A 21,250-nucleotide genomic window follows, 5' to 3' on the forward strand; every position below is an offset into this window, starting at 1 on the left:
ATCTTAATCAAAAAACTCCTTTTCTTCGTATTGGACAGGCATTATAGAAATTCCTTTTTGGAGCAGTAAATTATTGGGGAAAATAATCTTTTCGCCGTCTTTTGTTTTTAAGTTCACATGAAAGGCGCTTATATCCTCAATTTCTGCCTCGATTGGAAAGTCTTTATCATGAATTTTGATGGTATCTCCAATTCGGAAAGGAAAAGAAAAAAACAAAATCATACCCGAAGTTATATTGCTCAAAATAGACCATTGGGCAAACATAGCCACTCCAATTACAGTTGTGATAGAAGAAACTGTTATAAAAATATCTTTGGTTTCGACACCCCAAATTATAATCAGGCTAATCATAACGAGTATGTTCATGAGCAAGTGAATGTACTTGATCACTAAATTGGTACGATGTTCCAATAACTGACTTGTACTCGCATAACGACGAATTAGTTTTGCAACAATAATACGTAACGCTATCAGAACGAGGATCAGAATTATGGTAGTTAAGATCTCCTGGCTATATTCTTTGAAAGAAAACATAAATAAATTTTTACACTAAAGTACTCAAATATTCATAAACTTTGGCTGTTGGCAATCCCATAACATTGGTGTAAGAACCTTCTATTTTTGCAACTGCCATAAAACCAAACCATTCCTGAATACCATAAGCCCCGGCTTTGTCATACGGTTTGTAATTTTCGATGTAATACAAAATAGCCTCGTCCGATAAATCATTAAAGGTAACTTTTGTAATATCATTCAAAAGAGTAGAAGAGCTATTCGTCTTAAAACAAACTGAGGTGATCACTTCATGAGTAGTGTTGGATAATGACTTGATCATAGCAAAGGCTTCCTCAGCATTTTTTGGTTTACCAAGTGCTTTATTCTCATGCCAAACGATGGTGTCACTGGTTACGAGTATTTCATTTTCATTCAGTTCACCTTCAAATGCACTGGCCTTTAATGTTGCTAGATAATCTGTAATTTCGACTGCTTTTAATTCCGGTGGATAGATCTCTTCAATGTCTTTTAACCTAATTTCGAAGTCAAGATCCAGATCTTTAAAAAACTGCTGTCTGCGAGGCGATCCCGAAGCCAGAATTAAGGTATATTTTTTTAGTTTTTCTTTAAGCATTGTACTTGATATTTAAGGTGATAACGAGAATGGATAAAATTCCGAAGAATAAAATTAGTTTCAAAACGGTACTTAAATGGTGGAATTCTTTTTGATTTTTTGCTCCAAATATTTTTACAATAAAATACAATAAGGGAGCCAAAACAAATGCAAAAGCATAAAATGTAGCGATAAAAAGATTGTTCTCAACAAAATAGGTTTTGATATAAAGTAAACAAGAAATAAAAGGAATTATTGCAAGTCCCAAGGCTATTTTTGCGGTTCTGCTAATTCCAATAGCGATTGGCAATGTGTTCATTCCCTGATTGTAGTCGCCATTATGATCCTCAATGTCTTTGACAATTTCCCTAATAAAATTAATCATAAAAGCAAATAGGGCATAGTCGGTTAAGATGGAGAAGAAACTCGCCATTTGTGCCTGATTTTCAGAGTTGGTAGCAGGGAAAAGATCGAAGATTCCAATAATCCATACGCTTACAGAAAGTAATAAGGCCACAACAAAATTTCCCAGAATCATAATTTGTTTTAATGTCGTCGCGTAAAAGTAAAGCAGCGAAGCAATTAAAATAAAAAGCGAAGCAAACATTGGCCTAAGGATGATATTTGACAAAAGAAATCCAATAGCAACCCCTGTAATGTTAAGTCCGATATAAATGTTATAAGCTGTTGTTTCAGAAATTCCTTTACCAATTACAACATCAGCAGGTTTATTGATGCTGTCCGTTGCAACATCATAAATATTATTAATTACATAACCCGCCGCTGCCAGTAAAACGGTACTTAAAACCAATAATCCGTATTGCCAATCCGCTAAAGCTAAAGGAATATTTTGCTGTTTTAGAAAAGCATAACGAAATAATACCTGCATAAAAGTTAGCAGGAGCAGGTTTTTGTAACGAATGAGTTTGAGGAATTTCATTTTTTTTAAGGTACTAAGGTTCTGAGGGGCTAAGGGACTAAGTTTTTTTGTGAAATGTAATTTGTGAAATGCAATCTAAAATCTAAAATCAAAAATCTGCAATCAACAATCTGCAATCATTAATCGTGTTTTCCGTTAAAATGTTCCATCCATTTCCCCTGAACTTTCATTACTTGTTCGATCACGTCGCGTGCGGCGCCTTTTCCGCCATTTACGTGTGAGATATAACGGCAAATGTTTTTAATTTCCGGACTTGCATCTTGCGGACAAGTTGGTAAACCTACTAATTTCATAACATGATAATCCGGGATATCATCGCCCATATATAAAACCTGTTCCGGTTGAATATTGTAAGTCTCAGTGTATTCTTTGAAAGTTGCTACTTTATCGGGAGTTCCTAAATGAATGTCATTAATTCCTAAATTACGCAAACGTACACGGACACCTTCATTGCTTCCGCCGGAAATAATGCAAACATTGTAACCGCTTTCAACTGCTGCTTTCATCGCATAACCATCACGAATATTCATGGTACGAAGAATCTCTCCTTCATTGGTTACAAAAACAGAACTGTCGGTAAGGACACCATCAACATCAAAAACGAAAGTGGTGATGTCATTCATTATTTCTTTATAATTTTTTGCCATTATTTTGTATAGATTGTGTTAGTATTTTATAAATATTCTTTTGATTTTCATGGTTTAAATACTCCAAATGCGCTTCGATTGTATTAGAATCGTTGCGTTTTGCAGGTCCGGTTTGAGCGTCAATCGGATCTAATGTATTTATTTTTTGAGCAGTTTCCTGAATTAATGGTTTCAAAACGTCAAAAGGCACCTGATGTTCTTTGCAGATCTCCTGTCCGATTTGATACAGATGATTGGTGAAATTATTCACAAAAACCGCTGCAACATGCAGTGCCTTTCTTTGATTGGAATTGATAGGGTAAACGGACTGTGAAATGCTTTTGGCAACTTTTTCCAAAACACGGAAATCAAAGGTGTTTTCAGCCTCCAGACAAATAGGGATTACCGAAAAGTCAATGGTGGCATTTTTAGAAAAGGTTTGAAGCGGATAAAAAACACCTCTGCGATTCTTAATGTCCAAAGTCTCAATTGGAGCCGCTCCTGAGGTATGAACGACAAGACGATTTTGAAAAGGGAGTTGCTTTGAAACCTCTGAAATTGCATTGTCTGAAACCGCGATAATGTACAGATCTGTTTCTTGTAAGGAGTCAAAACTATCTGTAATTTTTTCAAAATTTACCAAAGAAGCAAGGGCCTCTTTTTTTCTCGAAAATACCTGCACAATTTCGACCGTTTCACTTTTAGAGAAAGCTTTGATCAAATGCTGGGCAACATTTCCGGAACCAATTATTGTAATTCGAATCATAGCGCAAAATTAGTATTATTTTTTTTAAAGAGAATAAGCAGGAAAAAAGTTTAGCTACAGATTATACCGATTGCAATGATTCTGTTGATTCATGTAAAAAGTATTGCTCTAAATGAAGTTTGCTAAACGAATAAATCCTTTTTTAATCCCGTAATCTGTGACATAAAAAAACAGATTCATAAACCGGATTACGGATTTGTAGAATTAAACGTACGGTTTTCAAAGAAATGATTTGATTTACTAATTTATATTTGGTTTTTATTAACAAATTACAGCCGTTGCAAATCAACATTTTTAAGTATTTTTGTGCCACTTTTATACAATGTAATTCCTTAAAAATGGATAAAAAAATATTCTCTTTTTTGTTTTCTACACGATTAATGGCCGTTCTTTTTTTAACATTCGCAATTGCAATGGGTGTTGGAACTTTTATCGAAAGTAAGTACAACACAGATACAGCCCGAATTTTAATCTATAACACCTGGTGGTTTGAGGCGATAATGGTCTTTTTTCTGATCAATTTCTTTGGAAACATCAAACGTTACCAATTGCATAAAAAAGAAAAGTGGGCCAGTTTATTGCTTCACCTTGCCTTTATTTTTATTCTTTTAGGAGCTTTTATTACAAGATATATTAGTTATGAAGGAATGATGCCTATCCGTGAAGGGGCTGCCGAGAATCAAATTTATTCTGATAAAACATTTTTAACTGTTTTTGCAGATGGGGAATATAAGGGAGAAATGAAACGCAGAGTTTTTGACAAAAGCTTATTGTTTTCACCCGTGACCAATAATGATTTCACGCTTTCCGGAAAATTCGATGAGACTCCTTTTGAAGTGTCGTATGTGAATTACATCATGGGAGCTAAAGAAACTATAAAACCGGATCCAACAGGAACATTATACTTAAAAATGGTAGAAGCCGGTTCTGGCGGACGTGAGGAGCATTACCTGAAAGAGGGTGAAGTACAAAACATTCACAACGTTTTATTTGCATTGAACAAACCAACTGCCGGTGCGATCAACATCAATACTACAGGAGATAAATATACCATCCAGACCCCTTTTGAAGGAGAGTTCATGCGAATGGCCGATCAGTTAAAAGGTAAGGTAAGTAAAGATAATGTACAGCCCTTGATGATGCGTTCTTTGTACAGTATTGGTGATATCAGAATCGTATTTCCAGATCCTGCCGTTAAAGGAGTGGTGGATTATGAGTCTAATAACGATTACAAAGCAAAATCACATCATGATGCTTTGATTGTAAAAATTAAAGCTGACGGACAGGAAAAACAAGTTAGACTTTTGGGGTCTAAAGGCAGTGTAGGGGAGCCTCAGACGGTTAAAATTGGAAAAATCGAATACAGTTTGTTCTACGGAAGTAAAGCGTATGTTTTGCCTTTCAAAGTGAAATTAAACGATTTTATCGCTACAAAATATCCGGGAACAGAAAAAAGCTATTCTTCTTTTGAAAGTAAAGTAACCGTTCAGGATTCAACAGAAACATTTAATGCTGATATTTATATGAACCACGTTTTAGATCACAAAGGATATCGATTCTTTCAATCTTCATTTGATCCGGACGAAAAAGGAACAGTATTGTCTGTAAATCACGATTTCTGGGGAACTAATATTACTTATTTAGGATATTTTCTTTTATACATAGGCTTAATGGCTATTATGTTTACCAAACATTCCCGTTTTGGCGATTTGAAACGCAAACTAGAAGGCGTAAAAAAGAAAAAAGAAAAACTAATTACCATTTTAGTTTTAATGATTGGTTTAAGTGGTTTTGCTCAGGCTCCGCATGTGCACACACCGGGTCACAAGCACGATCACAACACAGATCCAAACGATCATGCCAATCATGTTACCGCACCGCCGAGTCAGAAACAGTTAGATTCTTTACTGACCATTTACAAAGCTCCGGAAGCGCATGCCGCTAAATTTGGACGTTTGATTATTCAGGATGCGGGAGGTAGAATGAAACCTGTTAATACTTTTTCATCTGAATTGCTTAGAAAAGTAAGCCAGAGTGATACCTACAACGGAATGAACTCTGATCAGGTATTTCTGTCTATGACACAGTATGCTCAGGTTTGGATACAAATTCCTTTGATTCATCTAAGATCCGGAAACGACAGTATTCGTAAAATTATTGGCGTAGAGAAAGAGGCTAAACGTGCTGCGTTTGTACAGTTTTTTGATGCTAACGGAAATTATAAACTTTCACCATTTTTAGATGCAGCTTATAAAGCAGCAAACCCAAATCAGTTTGAGAAAGATTTTATAGATACTGATAAAAGAGTTAATTTGATGGAATCTGCTTTAAGCGGCAGTATTCTGAAAATATTCCCAATTCCGAATGATCCAAATCACAAATGGGTTTCGTATCTGGAAAGACAACAGGGAGGATTTAAAGGAATGGATTCGACTTATGTAACGCAAATTCTGCCAATGTATTTTAGTGCATTAAACAATGGCTCAATTTCTAAAAACTTTGCAACAGCCGATCAGTTGGTGGAGAGTATTAATGGTTTCCAAAAGAAATTTGGTGCTAAAGTAAGACCAAGCGAGGAGAAAATTGATGCCGAAATAACATACAACAAATACGATATTTTCAAAAAATTACCGTACTGGTATCTTACCGTTTCAGTCCTCATGTTGATGTTCACTATTGTAAATATCTTTTTTGAGAAGAAATGGCTTCGCGTAACAATCAACGGTTTCCATATTCTGGTAGGAGTATTGTTCGCGCTGCATACTTTAGGACTTATTGCACGCTGGTACATTTCAGGTCACGCTCCGTGGAGTAATGCTTACGAGTCTATTATATATGTAGCATGGGCAACAATGTTCTTCGGATTGGCTTTTGACAGAAAATCGAAACTTACTGTAGCTTCATCTGCTTTTGTGACTGCAATGATCGTAATGGCAGCTTATATGAACTGGATTGATCCTGAAATTGCAAACTTACAACCGGTATTGAACTCGTATTGGTTAATGATCCACGTAGCAGTAATTGTAGGAAGTTATGGTCCTTTTGCCTTAGGAATGATTTTAGGTTTTGTAGCCTTGGTATTGATTTTCTTTACCAACGAAAAGAACAAAGCTAAAATGGATTTAAATATCAAGGAGATCACTTATATCAATGAGATGTCGATTACAATTGGTTTGATCATGTTAACGATTGGTAACTTCCTGGGTGGACAATGGGCCAACGAAAGTTGGGGACGTTACTGGGGATGGGATCCGAAAGAAACATGGGCTTTAATCTCGATTATGGTATATGCTTTTGTAATTCACGCTCGTTTTGTACCAGCACTTAGAGGAAAATGGTTCTTTAATTTAATGAGCATGTTCGCTTTTGTGTCAATATTGTTCACGTATTATGGAGTAAACTTTCACTTAGTAGGTTTACATTCCTATGCCACAGGAGAAGCACATTCATTAAGCTGGATTTGGTATTCGTTAGGAACCATTTCGGTGATTGGAGCGATAACGTATCCGAAATACCGTAAATACTATAAAAGCAAGAAAAAATAGTAAATAGTATAATAAAAAAAGATTCAGCTTAGCTGAATCTTTTTTTATGTCTAAACGGGAGGTATTTAGTTTTTTCTTTTTTTGAATCCATTAGGATACATAATAACGATTAAAACAATAATGAGTAAAAAGTTATATTCTGCACCATTTCTTCCACCGCCTACAACAAACCAGCCTTCCTGAAAATGAACAAGGATTATTCCCATTATCAATATGAGGATAGTGACAAAACCAGCCGGTTTAACATATTTGTTACTAAGCAGAAGAAAGGCTGCCGCTACATGGGACAGTTTGATAGACCAGGCCAGAAAAACGCCAAAAGGAGCGAAGCCAATCTGATTTAAATATAGATTTCCAAAATCATTGATTCCGTTATTAAACATTCCGAAAACAGAGTGGGTTAGGAGAATAATGGCGACCGCAGTTCTTAATAGTAAATTTCCATTCATAATTTTTTAGTTATATTTCAAATTGAAAGTAATAAAAAAACGCATATTGAACTGAATATGCGTTTCTTAAGTGATAAGATGTATTGTGTTTTAGACTTTTCCTAAAGTATACAATTGTTCCATAGTCGGAGTCAGGCTTCCTCCGGCAGGTTCTAGTGTAATTCCAAAGGCCTCAGCCGAGTCGGTTTGATTAACAGCAAATATTTTTTGAGAGTTTCCTTCAAAATCGCTCAATAAACCAATACTCGTAGGCGTTAGTACAGGGCTTAATTTTAAAGCCCAAACCTGATACACCATTCCTTTTGGAGGTTTTGGTAAACCGGCAGCATCAATATACGTTGTTTTAGTTTCTTTGTTCCAGTACACTTTTGCAAAAGAACTTGGAGAAACGGCTTGTCCGCCAAGTGTTACACCCGTGTTTTTGATGTCTCTTACAATGGTCAGACTTTTTTCGGTTTGCTTGTTCTGCTGATCTAAGAAAGCGTAATCTTTTTCAATTTTGTTTTTCTCAGTGCCAACAGTAGCAATAGCTTCTTTCGTTTTTGTCAATTCCAGAGTTTGATATCCAAAGCCTAAAAGCAGTAACACTGCCGCAGCCCAGCCTACATATTGTGACCAGTTCGAAGCTGGTTTTATGTCGACTACTTTGCCGTGTTTCAACTCTAAACGGGCTTTTATCTTCTCAAAATTGGCTACCGAGTGAAAAGGAGAGAAACTTGACGATAAAGCTACAATAGCTTTTTCTATCGAAATAATTTCCTGATCAACTTCCGGGTTTTTCTTAGCCAGTTCGGCTATTTCCAGATTTTCAGTTTCGGTCAATAAACCGTAAACGTATAGTTCCAGAATTCCTGATTCTATATACTCTTTTGCTTCCATTATATTTTTAGATAATTTCTTAGGTCATTAATACAGTTTCTGTTTTGCGTCTTGATAGTCCCCAATGGCATTGCCAATTCTTCTGAAGCTTCTTGTTGGGTATATCCTTTGAAAAATAATAAATCAATAATCTCGATACATTTTGGTTTCAATTTTTTTACAAATTCTTGTATTCCAATAGTATCAATTCTATTAACGAGTTTATTACTGTCGTCTAACAGATTTACGAAATTATCTGAAGAAAGGTTTTTTTGACTGTTATTAAAATTTTTAGATCTTAACTTATCAATGGAAGTATTCCTTGCAATATTGAGGATCCAGGTGTAAAATCGGCCTTTACTCTCATTATAAGAATCGATGTTTTTCCAGATTTTGACAAAAACTTCCTGTAAAACATCTTCTGCTTCTTCGCGGTTTTTTATGAGAACATTAATAACAGAAAACAAACTTTTCGAGTACATATCGTACAAATGGGTAAAAGCTCGTTCGTCTTTCTTGTAAATTAAAACTAATAATTCTTCTTGACTCATAGGTAAGGTATTTTAAGTTGGAACAAAATTTTAAGAGACATTATGTTTAACCTGAGATAAAGATAATTTATTTTTTCGTGATTTTTTTAATTTTTTTAGTAGTCTTAAACCTAGGAAAATAGGGGGTTTGAAAAAAATATCACTTTTTTTTGATTTTTTTAAAACCAAAAGCAATCCAATTACGTAAATGCTATTATAACATCGGATTTATATAGTCGTAAATAGCAAAAGCTTAGAAATGAAGAAGATTGAAACTTTTTAAAAGCATTTTTGCTTCAAAAATTGGTAATGAAAATTAATATTCAGAAGGAGTAAATCGTAAAGTAAGTCTTAATAAATAAAAATTTATTTGTCATGAATAGCTTAAATAAACTGAAAATACTGATTGTTGGTTTGACTACAGTTTTGTCGCTGGCGGGATTCAGTAAAAATGATTTTCGTAAAGGACTTGTTCATAAGAATTCAGAGTTTGTAATAAATGATAATACATTATTTAGGAATTAGTAGATAAGTTGATGTCTTCGGACTTCCAAAAAAATGAAGGTAGTCCAACTCTTGCCCAGAATAAAAGATAAAAGCCATTAAAAAAGATACGCCTGAGGGATTGGAATTTTGAGATGTATGAGCACTAAAACCGGGGCATCAACTATTTTTAATATAACGATATAAAAAGGGAATAACAATTAATTCATGGTTTGATTTGTTTGTATGGGGGGAAGCCTAACGTCTGATTAACGTTAGGCTTCATTTTTTTATTTAACGTATGTTTAGCAAAAAATAAAGAATCTAAAGTGATTTTGAGAAGAGAATTTAACTAATTTTATAAAAAAATAAACAATGAAAAAAGTAGTATTTATAGCTTGTAGTATTGCCCTTTTGTTCGGTACTAAAATTCAGGCACAAACCAGTAAAGAGAAATTATCTAAAACGGATAAACCTATGACAAAAGAAACGATTTATCAATTTAAAGTAGAAGATTTATCAGGAGACACTTTTGATTTTGCTTCGCTAAAAGGGAAAAAAGTGATGATTGTTAACACGGCATCAAAATGCGGTTTAACTCCTCAATACAAAGATCTTGAAGCAATTTACAAAGAGTATAAAGATAAAGGATTTGTAATTGTTGGTTTTCCTGCTAATAATTTTGCCGAGCAGGAACCAGGTACAAATAAAGAGATTGAAACCTTTTGCCAGCAAAATTATGGTGTAACTTTTCCAATGATGGATAAAGTTTCTGTAAAAGGAAGTGATATGTGTGAAGTGTACAAATTCTTAACACAAAAATCAAAAAACGGCTTGAAGGATTCTGAAGTAGAATGGAACTTCCAAAAATACCTGATTGATGAAAAAGGGGAGTTGGTAAAAGTGATTAAACCAAGAACGTTGCCAACAGATCCGGAAGTAATCAATTGGATCAAGAGCTAGTTAAAGAATTAAAAATGCAAAATAAAACCACAAATCTGAATATTAAATTTAGGTTTGTGGTTTTTTTTATAGAATTGCGTTAGAACTATTGTAGTATCAGTTGCATAAAAACCAAATCGAGCCAATGATCAAATTTGTATCCCACCTCGCGAAGGGTTCCGGTTGCGACAAACCCAAATTTTTCATGAAAGGCAATACTTCCGGCATTATCGGCATCAATTGCTCCAATCATTACGTGATACCCCTGTTCTTTAGCCAAACGAATGAGTTCTGACAGTAACTGAGATCCAATACCTTTTCCGATAACAGTATCTACCACATATACAGAATGTTCTACGGTGTATTGATACCCAATTTTCTCACGGAATTGTCCGTAACTCCCAAATCCTACTACTTCACCATCTAATTCAGCAATCACGATGGGCAGATTTTTAGCTTTTTTGTCTTCAAACCATTTCGTTTGAACTTCAAGAGTCTGAATTTCATAACTATAATTTGCAGTGGTATGCAGAATCGAATGGTTTACAATATTCAGAATCTTTTCTAAATCGTTTGTTGTTGCCGGTCTAAGGTTTAGGCTCATAGTTTTTGGGTATATGCGATGTGGTTTGGTTGTCAATGCATGGCAGTTATTTTAAACAAACAGCCGTATGATTCCTATAAGTATTATTTAGTGTTTAGTTCTGCCAGTAAAGCGTCAACTTCTTTGGGATTCCAATTCATTTCTTTGGAGATTTCTTTTGCATCCTTAGCATATTGTAGAGCCAGTTTTTTCTCTTTTATTTTTTGGTAAAGCCTTGCCAAAAGTAGATTTCCATCGTACGAATCATTCAGTTCAATAGCATGTTTTACCCATACGATTGCTTTTTTTAAACTCTCGGTATCCGAAATATGCTTTAAATAAGTTTGTCCGATATCTTTCAGAGAACTGGCATCATTCCAGACTAACTTTTGTGCATTTTCGAGCGTAGTTTTTTTGTAAAATTGCCATTTTTCGGCTCGTTCTGCCAGAGTTAAGTCAAATTTAAAAACCAGTGAATCTACTTTTTGCAGGCGTATCGATTTTGCAATTTCTCTTTGTTTGTAATAGTTTGTAGTGTCTAAATTATCAACATACGGACGAAGCGATTCTGTGACTATATTTTCAATTTTACGATCGATACGACTTTGGGACGCCACAGCAGCAAATTCCTTGTTATGACTTAATACATACTGAAATTCCCTCGATTTGATATCTGTAACCCCATTGGCAATCATTCGCCAGTTGGTTTCACTAATTAATTGTGCATCAGATTGTGTATTGAGATAAATATGTGTTGGAATTGATAAGTCAGTACGGTCTTTTCCTTTTTTCAGCGTGTTCAAGTAGTTGAAAAATTTGTCGACATTAGAAGGATCAGCGAGAAATTCTTTTTCGAGGTAAGGCAATTGCAATTTTGGATTTAAGGCATTATTTACTTCCGTCATAAAAACCTCCTTTTTTAATTCGCCTTTTAAAGCATACAAAAGGGTTTCGGCGGCGGGGTCTATAAATAAAAAGGAAGGTAACGATTTTGTATTGAATTTATTCTTAAGTGCAGTTCCTTCTTCTTTTTCAATATTTTTCCAGACACACACATAGTTCTTCTTTAGAAAATCGATCACAGCAGGATCACTAAAAACTTCTTTTTTCATCAGATTGCAATGTGGGCACCAATCGGCATAAAGCATTAGAAAAACCGGTTTTCCTTGTGCTTTAGCATCATTCAAAGCAGTATTATAAGGCGTGTCATCAGGAACAAATTGATTTTGAGCCGATGTAGTCTGTAGGGATATAAAAAGAAAGAATAAATAAAAGAAACGCATAATCGGTTTGTTTTGGATAGAAATAATCAGTTTTACAAATATATTCCCTTTTTCGGGAAACTCCTTTTAATATCTTCCTATTTATAAGTTAAATCCAATGCGAAGTTTGTAACTTTGTGTGGTTAAAAAAAGAGTTTTATAACTGTAAGTCTCTTTTCAAAAAGTAATACACCATAAGAATGATTTACCCCAAAATAGCGCTTGCACAAAGCATTATCGAAATTTGTTCAGGCAAAGGAATCACTAATATTATTATTTCTCCGGGATCAAGAAATGCTCCTCTAACGATAGGATTTGCTCAAAACCCTGATTTTAACTGTTACAGTATTGCCGACGAGCGTTGTGCTGCTTTTTTTGCTTTAGGAATTGCTCAGCAAACCAAAATGCCTACCGCAGTGGTTTGTACTTCAGGCTCTGCCTTGTTAAACTATTATCCGGCTGTAGCCGAAGCGTTTTACAGTCAGATTCCACTTATTGTTATTTCGGCAGATCGCCCGCAAAGCAAGATTGATATTGGCGACGGACAAACGATTCGTCAGGAGAATGTTTTTCAGAACCATTCTGTTTATAATGCCAATTTGACTGAAGAAGCTTCAATAGAAAACGATTTAAAGATCAACGGAGCCATAGAAGCAGCTATACTTCAAAAAGGACCTGTTCATATTAATGCTCCTTTTGAAGAACCTTTATACGAAACCGTTTCAGAACTTTCTGTAGCACCAAGAATTACCCATTTAGAGAAAATTATCGGTGCAGGAACCATAGAAAATGAAGCAGAGACTGTTTCCATTTGGAATGCTTCAAAAAGAAAATTAGTTCTTATTGGAGGAATAAACGAAGCGAATTCTGTCGATAAAGAAATTCTGGAAAACTTCGCCAAAGATCCCTCAATTGTAGTACTTACGGAGACCACATCAAATTTGCATCATCCGAGTTTTATTAATAGCATAGATACTTTAATTACGCCATTTGATGATGCTGATTTTAAAGATCTTGAACCGGAAGTATTAATTACTTTTGGAGGTATGATTGTATCCAAACGTATCAAAGCCTTTTTACGAAAATACAAACCCGAACATCACTGGCATATAGATACTTTACGTGCTTATGATACCTTTAATGCTTTAACGAAGCATTTTGTAATGGAACCTGATGCATTTTTCAAAGCGCTGCTTCCGAAGACAGAATTTGCAGCAAGCGATTATTTTTCTAAAATTGATCAGATTTACGATTTAAGAAAAATCAGAAAAGAAGAATATCTGCGTAAAATTACATTTTCAGATTTTAAAGTATTTGAAAAAGTAATCGGATCACTTCCTAAAAACAGTCAGTTGCAAATTAGCAATAGTTCGGCCATTCGCTATGCACAGTTAATTGAAATTGATCCTTCAATCGAAGTTTATTGTAACCGTGGAACCAGCGGTATTGACGGAAGTACATCAACAGCAGTTGGTGCAGCAGTAGGAAACGATAAACAAACCGTTTTTATTACCGGAGATATTAGCTTTCTTTACGATAGCAATGCTTTATGGAATTCGTACATACCGGAAAATTTCAAAATTATTCTAATCAATAATGGAGGAGGGGGAATTTTTAGGATTCTTCCAGGCCATGAAGAAAAACCGGTTTTTAATACCTACTTCGAGACTTCACATCACTTGACAGCTGAGTATTTGGCCAAAATGTATAAGATGCATTATTTTGCAGCCACAGATGAGGAATCTTTAACGGGAGGTATTAAGTCGCTTTATGCTACAAATAATGCTCCTTGTATTTTGGAAGTATTCACGCCAACTTTGGAGAATGATGTTATCTTAAAACAATATTTTAAAGAGTTGGTTTAGACTCAAAACTATAAATTACAAAAAAGACGCAAAGAGATAGATATCTTTGCGTCTTTTTTGTGTTATGTATAGTAAGAGAAATTAACGAATAGGAGCCGGAAATACCGGTAAACTTGCATGTCCTAAAGCATCAACGCTTTGTACGGCAAAAAAGTAATTGTCTTTAGAATAGGGGATTTCGGTCTTGGTTTCTTTTACAAAAAAAGTTTTCTCCCAATGAGACGATGAAGTTTCTCTCATTAAAATTTGGTAACCAAAAGGAGTTTGTCCCTCAGGTGCAGTCCAGGCTAAGGTAGAAGAATTGGAAAGTTCTTTTACTTCGATCCCCACATTTAAAGGTGCTTTCGGCGACCAGGCTAAATTAGCCAAAGTTGCTAAGTTCGAACAGGTATTTTTTCTCAAATAGTCAAAATCCATGAATTCAGCAAGATCACCGTATTGAATACCATTTTCAGTTCTTAAATCCTGATGCTGATGATTGAAATTTTCATTCATTTCGCAGAAACGAACAGCAGTAAAGCCATTTTGACTGAAGGGAGTATGATCTCCGCCACGAAGAAAACGATCGTTTCGGTAAACCAATTTTACTTTTAGCTGATCTACATACTGTTCCGTAACGGTTTTGATATAACGGGCTAATAATCTTGAAGGACTATCGTTATCACGGTTTGTTGCTTTGCGCATCTTGGCTTCCTCTTCAGTTTCTGTAAACGGAATAGTTTCGCTAAATATCCTGATCTGTGTGTTATCTCTTAAATTTGTACCGCTTGAGAGGCTATTTCCAATCATATCATTGTTTAGCATAGCTACAATATTCCAGTTGGCTGCTTTGGCCAATTCTGCTAAGTGACGGGCACCGTAAAGCCCTTGTTCTTCACCGGTTACGGCGACAAAAATTATAGTTGCAGGAAATGATCTTTTGCTCATTACTTTGGCCAGTTCAATAACCGCAGCAACACCGGAACCGTCATCATTAGCTCCCGGAGCATCAGATTTGACATTCATAACGTCTGAAACTCTCGAATCCAGATGTCCGCTAATGATAAGCACACGATTGTCGTTTGGATCGGTACCTTTTAAGGTCGCCATGACATTTCCGAGCTGGCTGTCTTTGGCGATTCGTTTTCCATCGGCTTTTACGTCAAAATAATCGATTTTAGAAGTTAGTCTCCCGCCAGATTCCAGAGCAAATTTATCAAACTCAGATTTTACCCATTGTTGTGCCGCGCCGATACCTCTGGTTTTACTTTTGGTATCGCTGAGTGTGTGTCTGGTACCGAACGAAACTAATTTATGAATAGTAGCTTCGAGATTTTCGGCTTTGATTTCGCTGATCATTTTTTTGATTTCAGGATCTTCTGTAATCTGTGAAGTGGCAATATGAGTAAAAAATAAGAAGGTAAAAATAGAATAGAAAATGGTCTTTTTCATTGGTTTTGGATTAATTATAGGTTTTCAAATGTAACCAAAAGGAATAAATTAGAATAAGATGCAGCTGCCTTTTTTTAATTAGAAACATTTTTAGGATTACCATTTTCAAACTTCGTACATTTGCAGCTCGAAACTTAGCTGCTTAACAGCTTAGAATTTTTAGCATATGATTGAAATAGGAAAATACAATACCCTTACTATACTTCGTGATACCAAAGTTGGTTTGTTTTTAGGAAATCCTGAAAAAGACCCCGAAGGAATTCACGATATTTTATTACCAAACAAATACGTTCCGAACGAATTTGAAATCGGTGAAGAATTAATCGTTTTTGTTTATTTGGATCACGAACAGCGTCCGGTGGCAACCACTTTAGAGCCTTATATTCTGTTAAATGAATTTGCGCTATTAAGAGTGAATTACATTAATAATATAGGTGCTTTTATGGATTGGGGAATGGAAAAAGATATTCTGGTTCCGTTTAAAGAGCAAGCCCGTCCAATGGAAAAAGGAAAACGTTACCTGGTGTATTTGTACATGGACGAAAAAACAAATCGTCTGGTAGCGTCAAGCAAAACCAATCAGTTTTTGAGCAATGAGCAGCTGACCGTTGAAAAAGGGGAGGAAGTAGAATTGATTGTTTCTCATATTACAGAGATTGGTATTAATGTAATTATTAATGAGAAACACAAAGGATTGCTGTACAAAGACGAGGTATATGATGACGCCATCAGAACCGGAGACAGAATGCGTGGTTATATTAAAAATATTCGCCCTGATCATAAGATTGATGTAGCGCTACAAGTACAAGGATACGAAAGTATTGAGCCGAATGCAGAGAAAATTTTAGATGAATTAAGAGCCAGTCGCGGTTTCTTACGTTTAAATGATAATTCACATCCGGAAGACATTAAAACGGTACTGAAAATGAGTAAAAAAACGTTTAAAAAGGCTATTGGAGCTTTGTATAAAGAAAAACTCATCGAAATTAAAGAAGACGGAATTTATCTGGTAAAAGAATAAAATTTCCAATTCATTAAATTCTAAAATCCAAATTTCAATACTAGTATTGAAATTTGGATTTTTTTTAGGGTTCAATAGAAGAATATAGAAAGTTGATTTGAAAATGATTATCTAAATTTCAGTATAAAACCGGATATGAGTATTATTTATTTGTAGGAAAAATTACGCAGTACAAATTGTTGTTTGTATGCGACCATTTATTACACCTATCCGTACAGTTATTTATTTTGTCGCGACATTTTATTTTTTTTAACATAAATTTACTTACATGAAGTAATCAGTCAAAATTAAATATCAGTTTAGATGTAATGCGTTTTGCTTGTTAATACATAACATAATTAATGGCAACCTTAGGCACGCAGTGATAAGTTTTTAAGCAAAATAATAGCCTAGGTTCTCATTTTTTGATGGATTAAGATATAAATATGTACTTAGAATGTGAACGAGGTTAGTGTCTCAAAATAAGTGTTATTTGAAAAACAAATTTTGGCATCCGATTTAAATAGTATTCCTAAGCAATACTGGATGGACTCTGTTTTTGAAAATGATTATAAGAAAATGGATTTAAATGCTTTGGAAAGTTTTGTTAGAGAGAATAAACACCTTCCCGGTATCGTTTCTGAGAAAGAAGTAAATGAAAAGGGATATAAAATACATTCATTTAATGTAGGCCTTTTACAAAATGTTGAAGAACTGCTTCTTCATATTCATTGACCAAAATAAAAAAATGGAAACATTGAGTGAAAAAAATGAGGCATTGACTAAAAAAATTGAAGTATTGAGTAAAAAGATAGAAGTCTTGGAAAGCCAGAGTAGTCAGCATAAATAATATACATTTTCTTCACGATTTAATTTTTATTCTGAATAGTAAAAAATACCATTTAATTCTGACGGATTTTAAAATTTAACAAGAGACAATTATGAAAAAAAAACATATTATTTTGAGTTTTATATTTTGTTTTTCGAGTTTTATGTATGCCCAAAAAGCAGAAGACAGTGGTGTTGTGAGCTATCCGGAAAATAATATAAAAGTAGTTGGAGAGAAAATATTTTGGTCTGTTAATCCAAAAACAGACAATAATAGCAGTGAGTCTGATTTACTGACCGTCTATTATAAAGGACTTTATAATCGTCGTAACAACTATTTAAGCGGTATTAAGGGAACCATTGATAAACCGGGAGGCTATATTAAAATCGAGGTACACGCTTACGACAGCAATAGGGCAGGAGGGTTGCAGCTATTGACAGACGATGAGAAGACATTTGTAACCAGACCTATCTATGGAGTTGAGATTACTCAAAGTTCCCCAAATGTATTCTCTAAAACAACAAAAGAGGTGATTTACCAATATTTTGATTATGGCAACCAGATTGGTAAGATTTCTTCCGATGATATAAAAACACTGGGTGCCCAATCATTGAGTGTAGTTACAACGAATTGCGGAAGCTGGCCCTGGACTTGGCTCAGGGCTTTCAGCTTAGTAAAGTCTTCCTGTTCTTTGGAAATAGATGAGGATAAAATGATACAGTTGGTAAACCAGCCTGTAGTGGTAAAAATTGAGATGAAAGATGCTACTCTGACAGACTTACGGGTTCCTGCTGTAGCAGACAATGAAAATCTGAAGACCATAATACAAAAAGAATATCCTTATTATGTCATCAAAAAGGTAAATGTAGAGGTTCTGGAAGCTCCACAAGACAATAATACGGCTTATTTTTACGAAGATATAGTAAGGCAACAATTTAATTGGGCTAATAAGGTATATACTGCTAATACAGGCAAAAATTTACCGGATGTTGCAGTAGTCGCGGGTGCTAAAATGGCTAATGCCAGAATTGTATTCAAAGATATCAATATTGTCATCCGCAAAGGATTAAAACAGACCTATGACACAGCTATGATAAACTCGATAGATGAATTGAAAAAAGGAAAAGCTGATGGCGTTGATATAACAAATATTACTAATAATGAAATATTCATAAAGTATGTACCTAAAATAATCTCAGAAGGATACAGCTCTTCAGGATTCAGTGTTGATGGGCGTGATGGAAATAATAATTTATTAATAGCTTTTACATTTTTATCTTACGATTACGAAAATGATGATAATAATGAGTTATCACAAAAAATAACAACACCTGCGCACGAGCTAGGGCATTATTTTAGACTGAAACATACTTTTGAAGGTGGCTGTTCCAGATTAAATGATAAAATTAGTGATACTCCTCCGGCAGAAGTAACACCTGGTCAGATAGTTTACAAAAACTGTATTGCTCCGGTTCAGTGTGGTGGGCATAGAAGATTAATAGAGAATATTATGGATTATAGTAACTGCCGTTTTATGTTCACCCCAGGTCAGGTTAAAGTAATGAGAAATACGATTCGAAAAGATTTTCCTAATTTATATACCATTCAGAGATCAACGGATGCTGCTATCAATACAGATCTTAAGATTACAGTGAGAGATTTAAGATCTGGTAAAACAGGCAGGAGTAAGAGAGAGGCTTCAGAAAAAGAAGCAGAAAACTCGCAAGACATCGTTTTATATCCTAATCCGGTTAAGGATGTTTTAACTATTTCCAATTTAACAAATGAAGAATATGCAGTGTATAACGTAACAGGGCAGCAAATATTGGCTGGTAGTACCCAAACAGGACAGATTGATGTAAGTACTCTCCCAAGAGGTTTGTATATCATTAAGATAAAGAATAGTAGTAAGCAGTTCATTAAAGAATAGTTTGATGGAGAGATTGTTATCGTTTTTTAGAATGGCTGGTTTTAATAATTTAGTATTCCAAGTATTTTTTTGTTTACAATAAGTATGATCGTACTTAAACTCTCGATTTATTTCCCTTTACAGACAAAAGTTTTGTTCAATTCTGACGGATTTTAAAATTTCACAAGAGACAATTATGAAAAAAAAATATATTATTTTGAGTTTTATATTTTGTTTTTCGGGTTTTATGTATGCCCAGAAAACGGAAGGTAGTGGTGCTGTCAGCTATCCCAATGATAATATAAAGGTAGTTGGAGAGAAAATATTTTGGTCCGCAAATCTGAAAACAGACAATAGCAGTGAGTCTGATTTACTGACCATATATTACAAAGGACTTTTTAATAGACGTAACGCTTATCTAAGCGGTATTAAGGGAACTATTGATAAACCGGGAGGCTACATTAAAATCGAGGTGCATGCTTACGACAGCAAGAGAGCGGGAGGGTTGCAGCTATTGACAGATGATGAGAAGACATTTGTAACCAGGCCTATCTATGGAGTTGAGATTACTCAAAGCTCTCCAAATGCATTTTCGAAAACAACAAAAGAGCTGAATTATGAATATTGGGATCATGGCCTTCAGATTGGTAAGATTTCTTCTGATGATATAAAAACACTGGGAGCCAAATCATTGAATGCAGTTACAACAAATTGTGGAAACTGGGCCTGGAACTGGCTCAGGGCTTTCAGCCTAGTAAGTTCTTCCTGTTCTTTGGAAATAGATGAGGATATACTGCTACAGTTAGTGAACCAGCCTGTAGTGGTAAAAATTACAGTAAAAGACGCTACTCTTATAGACGTACGGGTTCCTGCTGTAGCAGACAATGAAAACCTGAAGACCATAATACAAAAAGAATATCCTTATTATGTCATCAAAAAGGTAAATGTAGAGGTTCTGGAAGCACCGGAAGACAATAATACAGCTTCTTATTATGAAGATTTGGTAAGACGACAGTTTAATTGGGCTAATAAGGCGTTTACCGATAAAACGGGCAAGACTTTACCAGATGCAGCAGTGATGGCGGGTGCTAAAATGGCTAATCCGAGAATTGTGTTCAAAGACCTTAATATTATCATCCGCAAAGGATCAAAGAAGAACTATGACCCTGATAAGATAAATTCACTAGCTGAATTGCAAAAACTGAACGTTGACGGAATTGATTTAACGAATATTAATAAAAATGAAATATTCGTTAAATATGTACCTGAACTAATTGGAAAAACATCCAATTTTAATGGAATTACCGTTCTTGGCCGTAATGAAAAAAAAGAAATAATACTGGATTTTACAGTTATGATTTATAACTACAAAGATGATACGGATGAGTTATCGAAGAAAAGGGTGGTACTAGCGCACGAGATGGGACACTATTTTGGTCTCTTTCATACTTTTCAGGGTGGTTGCACCAATCCAAATGATAAAATTAGTGATACTCCTCCTGCAGAATCAATATCTGGCCATATATTTTATAAAGATTGTGTTGCCCCTGTTCAATGTGGTGGGCAAAGAAGGTTAATAGAGAATATTATGGATTATAACAATTGTCGTTTTATGTTCACCCCGGGTCAGGTAAAAGTAATGAGAAATACAATTAGAAATGATTTCCCCAATTTATACACCATTGAGAGATCAACGGATACTACTATTAATACAGACCTTGATATTACAGTGACAGATTTACGATCTGGTAAAACAGGCAGGAGTAAGAGAGAGGCTTCAGAAAAAGAAGCAGAAAACTCGCAAGACATCGTTTTATATCCTAATCCGGTTAAGGATATTTTAATTATTTCTAATATAAAAAATGAAGAATATGTAGTCTATAATTTAACAGGGCAGCAAATATTGGCTGGCAGTACCCAAGCAGGACAGATTAATGTTAGTACTCTCCCAAAAGGAATATACATCATTAAAATAAAAAATGACAGCAAGCAATTTATTAAAGAATAGTTTGATGGAGAGAGAGATTGTTATCGTTTTTTAAAACGGCTGGTCTTAATAATTTAGTATTCCAAGTATTTTTTTGTTTACAATAAGTATGATCGTACTTAAACTCTCGATTCATT

General features: G+C 34.8%; 18 protein-coding genes. 7 read left to right on the forward strand and 11 right to left on the reverse strand.

The genetic code is table 11. The annotated features are described in order from the left end of the window. Positions 1-3: 3 nt before the first annotated feature. From OLM58_RS17985 to OLM58_RS18005, 5 genes are all read right to left on the reverse strand, one after another. Positions 4-534 carry a mechanosensitive ion channel family protein gene (locus tag OLM58_RS17985; protein ID WP_264529991.1) on the reverse strand — a complete coding sequence of 177 codons (531 nt, stop codon included), beginning with the start codon at positions 532-534 and terminating at the stop codon, positions 4-6. Positions 535-544: 10 nt separating this feature from the next. Continuing rightward, positions 545-1,129 (reverse strand): Maf-like protein, encoded by a 585-nt coding sequence (locus OLM58_RS17990; protein WP_264529992.1) that lies wholly within the window; start codon positions 1,127-1,129, stop codon positions 545-547. Continuing rightward, entirely contained in the window at positions 1,122-2,048 is a 927-nt protein-coding gene (locus OLM58_RS17995; protein WP_264529993.1) for a geranylgeranylglycerol-phosphate geranylgeranyltransferase, read from the reverse strand. Before OLM58_RS17995 ends, OLM58_RS17990 begins: the two co-directional genes overlap by 8 nt. A gap of 119 nt (positions 2,049-2,167) precedes the next feature. Further along, positions 2,168-2,695: a KdsC family phosphatase gene (locus OLM58_RS18000; protein ID WP_264529994.1), complete on the reverse strand. Its 528-nt coding sequence runs from the start codon at positions 2,693-2,695 to the stop codon at positions 2,168-2,170. Next, a complete protein-coding gene (locus OLM58_RS18005; RefSeq protein WP_264529995.1) occupies positions 2,679-3,440 on the reverse strand; it encodes a Rossmann-like and DUF2520 domain-containing protein in 762 nt (253 codons plus the stop codon). Before OLM58_RS18005 ends, OLM58_RS18000 begins: the two co-directional genes overlap by 17 nt. A 338-nt stretch (positions 3,441-3,778) precedes the next feature. Here OLM58_RS18005 and ccsA point away from each other — a divergent pair, with 338 nt between their 5' ends. Next, positions 3,779-6,985, forward strand: coding sequence for a cytochrome c biogenesis protein CcsA (gene ccsA / locus OLM58_RS18010; RefSeq protein WP_264529996.1), 3,207 nt, complete (start codon positions 3,779-3,781; stop codon positions 6,983-6,985). Between the two features lie 65 nt (positions 6,986-7,050). Here ccsA and OLM58_RS18015 read toward each other — a convergent pair whose 3' ends face one another. From OLM58_RS18015 to OLM58_RS18025, 3 genes are all read right to left on the reverse strand, one after another. Beyond that, complete coding sequence (locus OLM58_RS18015; protein ID WP_264529997.1) at positions 7,051-7,434, reverse strand: DoxX family protein; 384 nt, start codon at positions 7,432-7,434, stop codon at positions 7,051-7,053. A gap of 90 nt (positions 7,435-7,524) precedes the next feature. Next, entirely contained in the window at positions 7,525-8,313 is a 789-nt protein-coding gene (locus tag OLM58_RS18020) for an anti-sigma factor (protein WP_264529998.1), read from the reverse strand. Then, positions 8,313-8,843, reverse strand: a complete 531-nt coding sequence (locus OLM58_RS18025; protein WP_017498502.1) for an RNA polymerase sigma factor — start codon at positions 8,841-8,843, stop codon at positions 8,313-8,315. The genes OLM58_RS18020 and OLM58_RS18025 overlap by 1 nt, the downstream gene beginning before the upstream one ends. Positions 8,844-9,680: 837 nt before the next feature. Here OLM58_RS18025 and OLM58_RS18030 point away from each other — a divergent pair. Further along, entirely contained in the window at positions 9,681-10,268 is a 588-nt protein-coding gene (locus tag OLM58_RS18030; protein ID WP_264529999.1) for a glutathione peroxidase, read from the forward strand. Positions 10,269-10,353: 85 nt separating this feature from the next. Here OLM58_RS18030 and OLM58_RS18035 read toward each other — a convergent pair whose 3' ends face one another. Both OLM58_RS18035 and OLM58_RS18040 read right to left on the reverse strand, forming a co-directional pair. Continuing rightward, the gene (locus OLM58_RS18035; RefSeq protein ID WP_264530000.1) at positions 10,354-10,851 is read right to left on the reverse strand and encodes a GNAT family N-acetyltransferase; all 498 of its coding nucleotides are present in this window, start codon (positions 10,849-10,851) and stop codon (positions 10,354-10,356) included. A gap of 83 nt (positions 10,852-10,934) precedes the next feature. Further along, positions 10,935-12,113 carry a thioredoxin family protein gene (locus OLM58_RS18040; RefSeq protein WP_319802354.1) on the reverse strand — a complete coding sequence of 393 codons (1,179 nt, stop codon included), beginning with the start codon at positions 12,111-12,113 and terminating at the stop codon, positions 10,935-10,937. A gap of 179 nt (positions 12,114-12,292) precedes the next feature. Here OLM58_RS18040 and menD point away from each other — a divergent pair, with 179 nt between their 5' ends. Continuing rightward, positions 12,293-13,957, forward strand: coding sequence for a 2-succinyl-5-enolpyruvyl-6-hydroxy-3-cyclohexene-1-carboxylic-acid synthase (menD, locus tag OLM58_RS18045; RefSeq protein ID WP_264530001.1), 1,665 nt, complete (start codon positions 12,293-12,295; stop codon positions 13,955-13,957). Between the two features lie 81 nt (positions 13,958-14,038). Here menD and OLM58_RS18050 read toward each other — a convergent pair whose 3' ends face one another. After that, entirely contained in the window at positions 14,039-15,388 is a 1,350-nt protein-coding gene (locus OLM58_RS18050) for a M28 family metallopeptidase (protein ID WP_264530002.1), read from the reverse strand. A gap of 166 nt (positions 15,389-15,554) precedes the next feature. Here OLM58_RS18050 and OLM58_RS18055 point away from each other — a divergent pair, with 166 nt between their 5' ends. From OLM58_RS18055 to OLM58_RS18070, 4 genes are all read left to right on the forward strand, one after another. Next, positions 15,555-16,409, forward strand: coding sequence for a S1 RNA-binding domain-containing protein (locus OLM58_RS18055; RefSeq protein ID WP_264530003.1), 855 nt, complete (start codon positions 15,555-15,557; stop codon positions 16,407-16,409). A 486-nt stretch (positions 16,410-16,895) separates the two neighbouring features. Beyond that, positions 16,896-17,123 carry a hypothetical protein gene (locus tag OLM58_RS18060; RefSeq protein ID WP_264530004.1) on the forward strand — a complete coding sequence of 76 codons (228 nt, stop codon included), beginning with the start codon at positions 16,896-16,898 and terminating at the stop codon, positions 17,121-17,123. A gap of 206 nt (positions 17,124-17,329) precedes the next feature. After that, positions 17,330-19,147 (forward strand): zinc-dependent metalloprotease, encoded by a 1,818-nt coding sequence (locus OLM58_RS18065; protein WP_264530005.1) that lies wholly within the window; start codon positions 17,330-17,332, stop codon positions 19,145-19,147. 175 nt (positions 19,148-19,322) lie between these two features. After that, positions 19,323-21,134, forward strand: a complete 1,812-nt coding sequence (locus OLM58_RS18070; RefSeq protein ID WP_264530006.1) for a M43 family zinc metalloprotease — start codon at positions 19,323-19,325, stop codon at positions 21,132-21,134. Positions 21,135-21,250 lie beyond the last annotated feature (116 nt).

This window comes from Flavobacterium sp. N502540, assembly GCF_025947365.1.
Lineage (GTDB): Bacteria > Bacteroidota > Bacteroidia > Flavobacteriales > Flavobacteriaceae > Flavobacterium.

Excerpts from the sequence above, each read along its gene's own strand:
- OLM58_RS17985 (WP_264529991.1), bottom strand. The coding sequence starts at position 534 with ATGTTTTCTTTCAAAGAATATAGCCAGGAGATCTTAACTACCATAATT.
- OLM58_RS17990 (WP_264529992.1), bottom strand. The coding sequence starts at position 1,129 with ATGCTTAAAGAAAAACTAAAAAAATATACCTTAATTCTGGCTTCGGGA.
- OLM58_RS17995 (WP_264529993.1), bottom strand. The coding sequence starts at position 2,048 with ATGAAATTCCTCAAACTCATTCGTTACAAAAACCTGCTCCTGCTAACT.
- OLM58_RS18000 (WP_264529994.1), bottom strand. The coding sequence starts at position 2,695 with ATGGCAAAAAATTATAAAGAAATAATGAATGACATCACCACTTTCGTT.
- OLM58_RS18005 (WP_264529995.1), bottom strand. The coding sequence starts at position 3,440 with ATGATTCGAATTACAATAATTGGTTCCGGAAATGTTGCCCAGCATTTG.
- ccsA (WP_264529996.1), top strand. The coding sequence starts at position 3,779 with ATGGATAAAAAAATATTCTCTTTTTTGTTTTCTACACGATTAATGGCC.
- OLM58_RS18015 (WP_264529997.1), bottom strand. The coding sequence starts at position 7,434 with ATGAATGGAAATTTACTATTAAGAACTGCGGTCGCCATTATTCTCCTA.
- OLM58_RS18020 (WP_264529998.1), bottom strand. The coding sequence starts at position 8,313 with ATGGAAGCAAAAGAGTATATAGAATCAGGAATTCTGGAACTATACGTT.
- OLM58_RS18025 (WP_017498502.1), bottom strand. The coding sequence starts at position 8,843 with ATGAGTCAAGAAGAATTATTAGTTTTAATTTACAAGAAAGACGAACGA.
- OLM58_RS18030 (WP_264529999.1), top strand. The coding sequence starts at position 9,681 with ATGAAAAAAGTAGTATTTATAGCTTGTAGTATTGCCCTTTTGTTCGGT.
- OLM58_RS18035 (WP_264530000.1), bottom strand. The coding sequence starts at position 10,851 with ATGAGCCTAAACCTTAGACCGGCAACAACAAACGATTTAGAAAAGATT.
- OLM58_RS18040 (WP_319802354.1), bottom strand. The coding sequence starts at position 12,113 with ATGCGTTTCTTTTATTTATTCTTTCTTTTTATATCCCTACAGACTACA.
- menD (WP_264530001.1), top strand. The coding sequence starts at position 12,293 with ATGATTTACCCCAAAATAGCGCTTGCACAAAGCATTATCGAAATTTGT.
- OLM58_RS18050 (WP_264530002.1), bottom strand. The coding sequence starts at position 15,388 with ATGAAAAAGACCATTTTCTATTCTATTTTTACCTTCTTATTTTTTACT.
- OLM58_RS18055 (WP_264530003.1), top strand. The coding sequence starts at position 15,555 with ATGATTGAAATAGGAAAATACAATACCCTTACTATACTTCGTGATACC.
- OLM58_RS18065 (WP_264530005.1), top strand. The coding sequence starts at position 17,330 with ATGAAAAAAAAACATATTATTTTGAGTTTTATATTTTGTTTTTCGAGT.
- OLM58_RS18070 (WP_264530006.1), top strand. The coding sequence starts at position 19,323 with ATGAAAAAAAAATATATTATTTTGAGTTTTATATTTTGTTTTTCGGGT.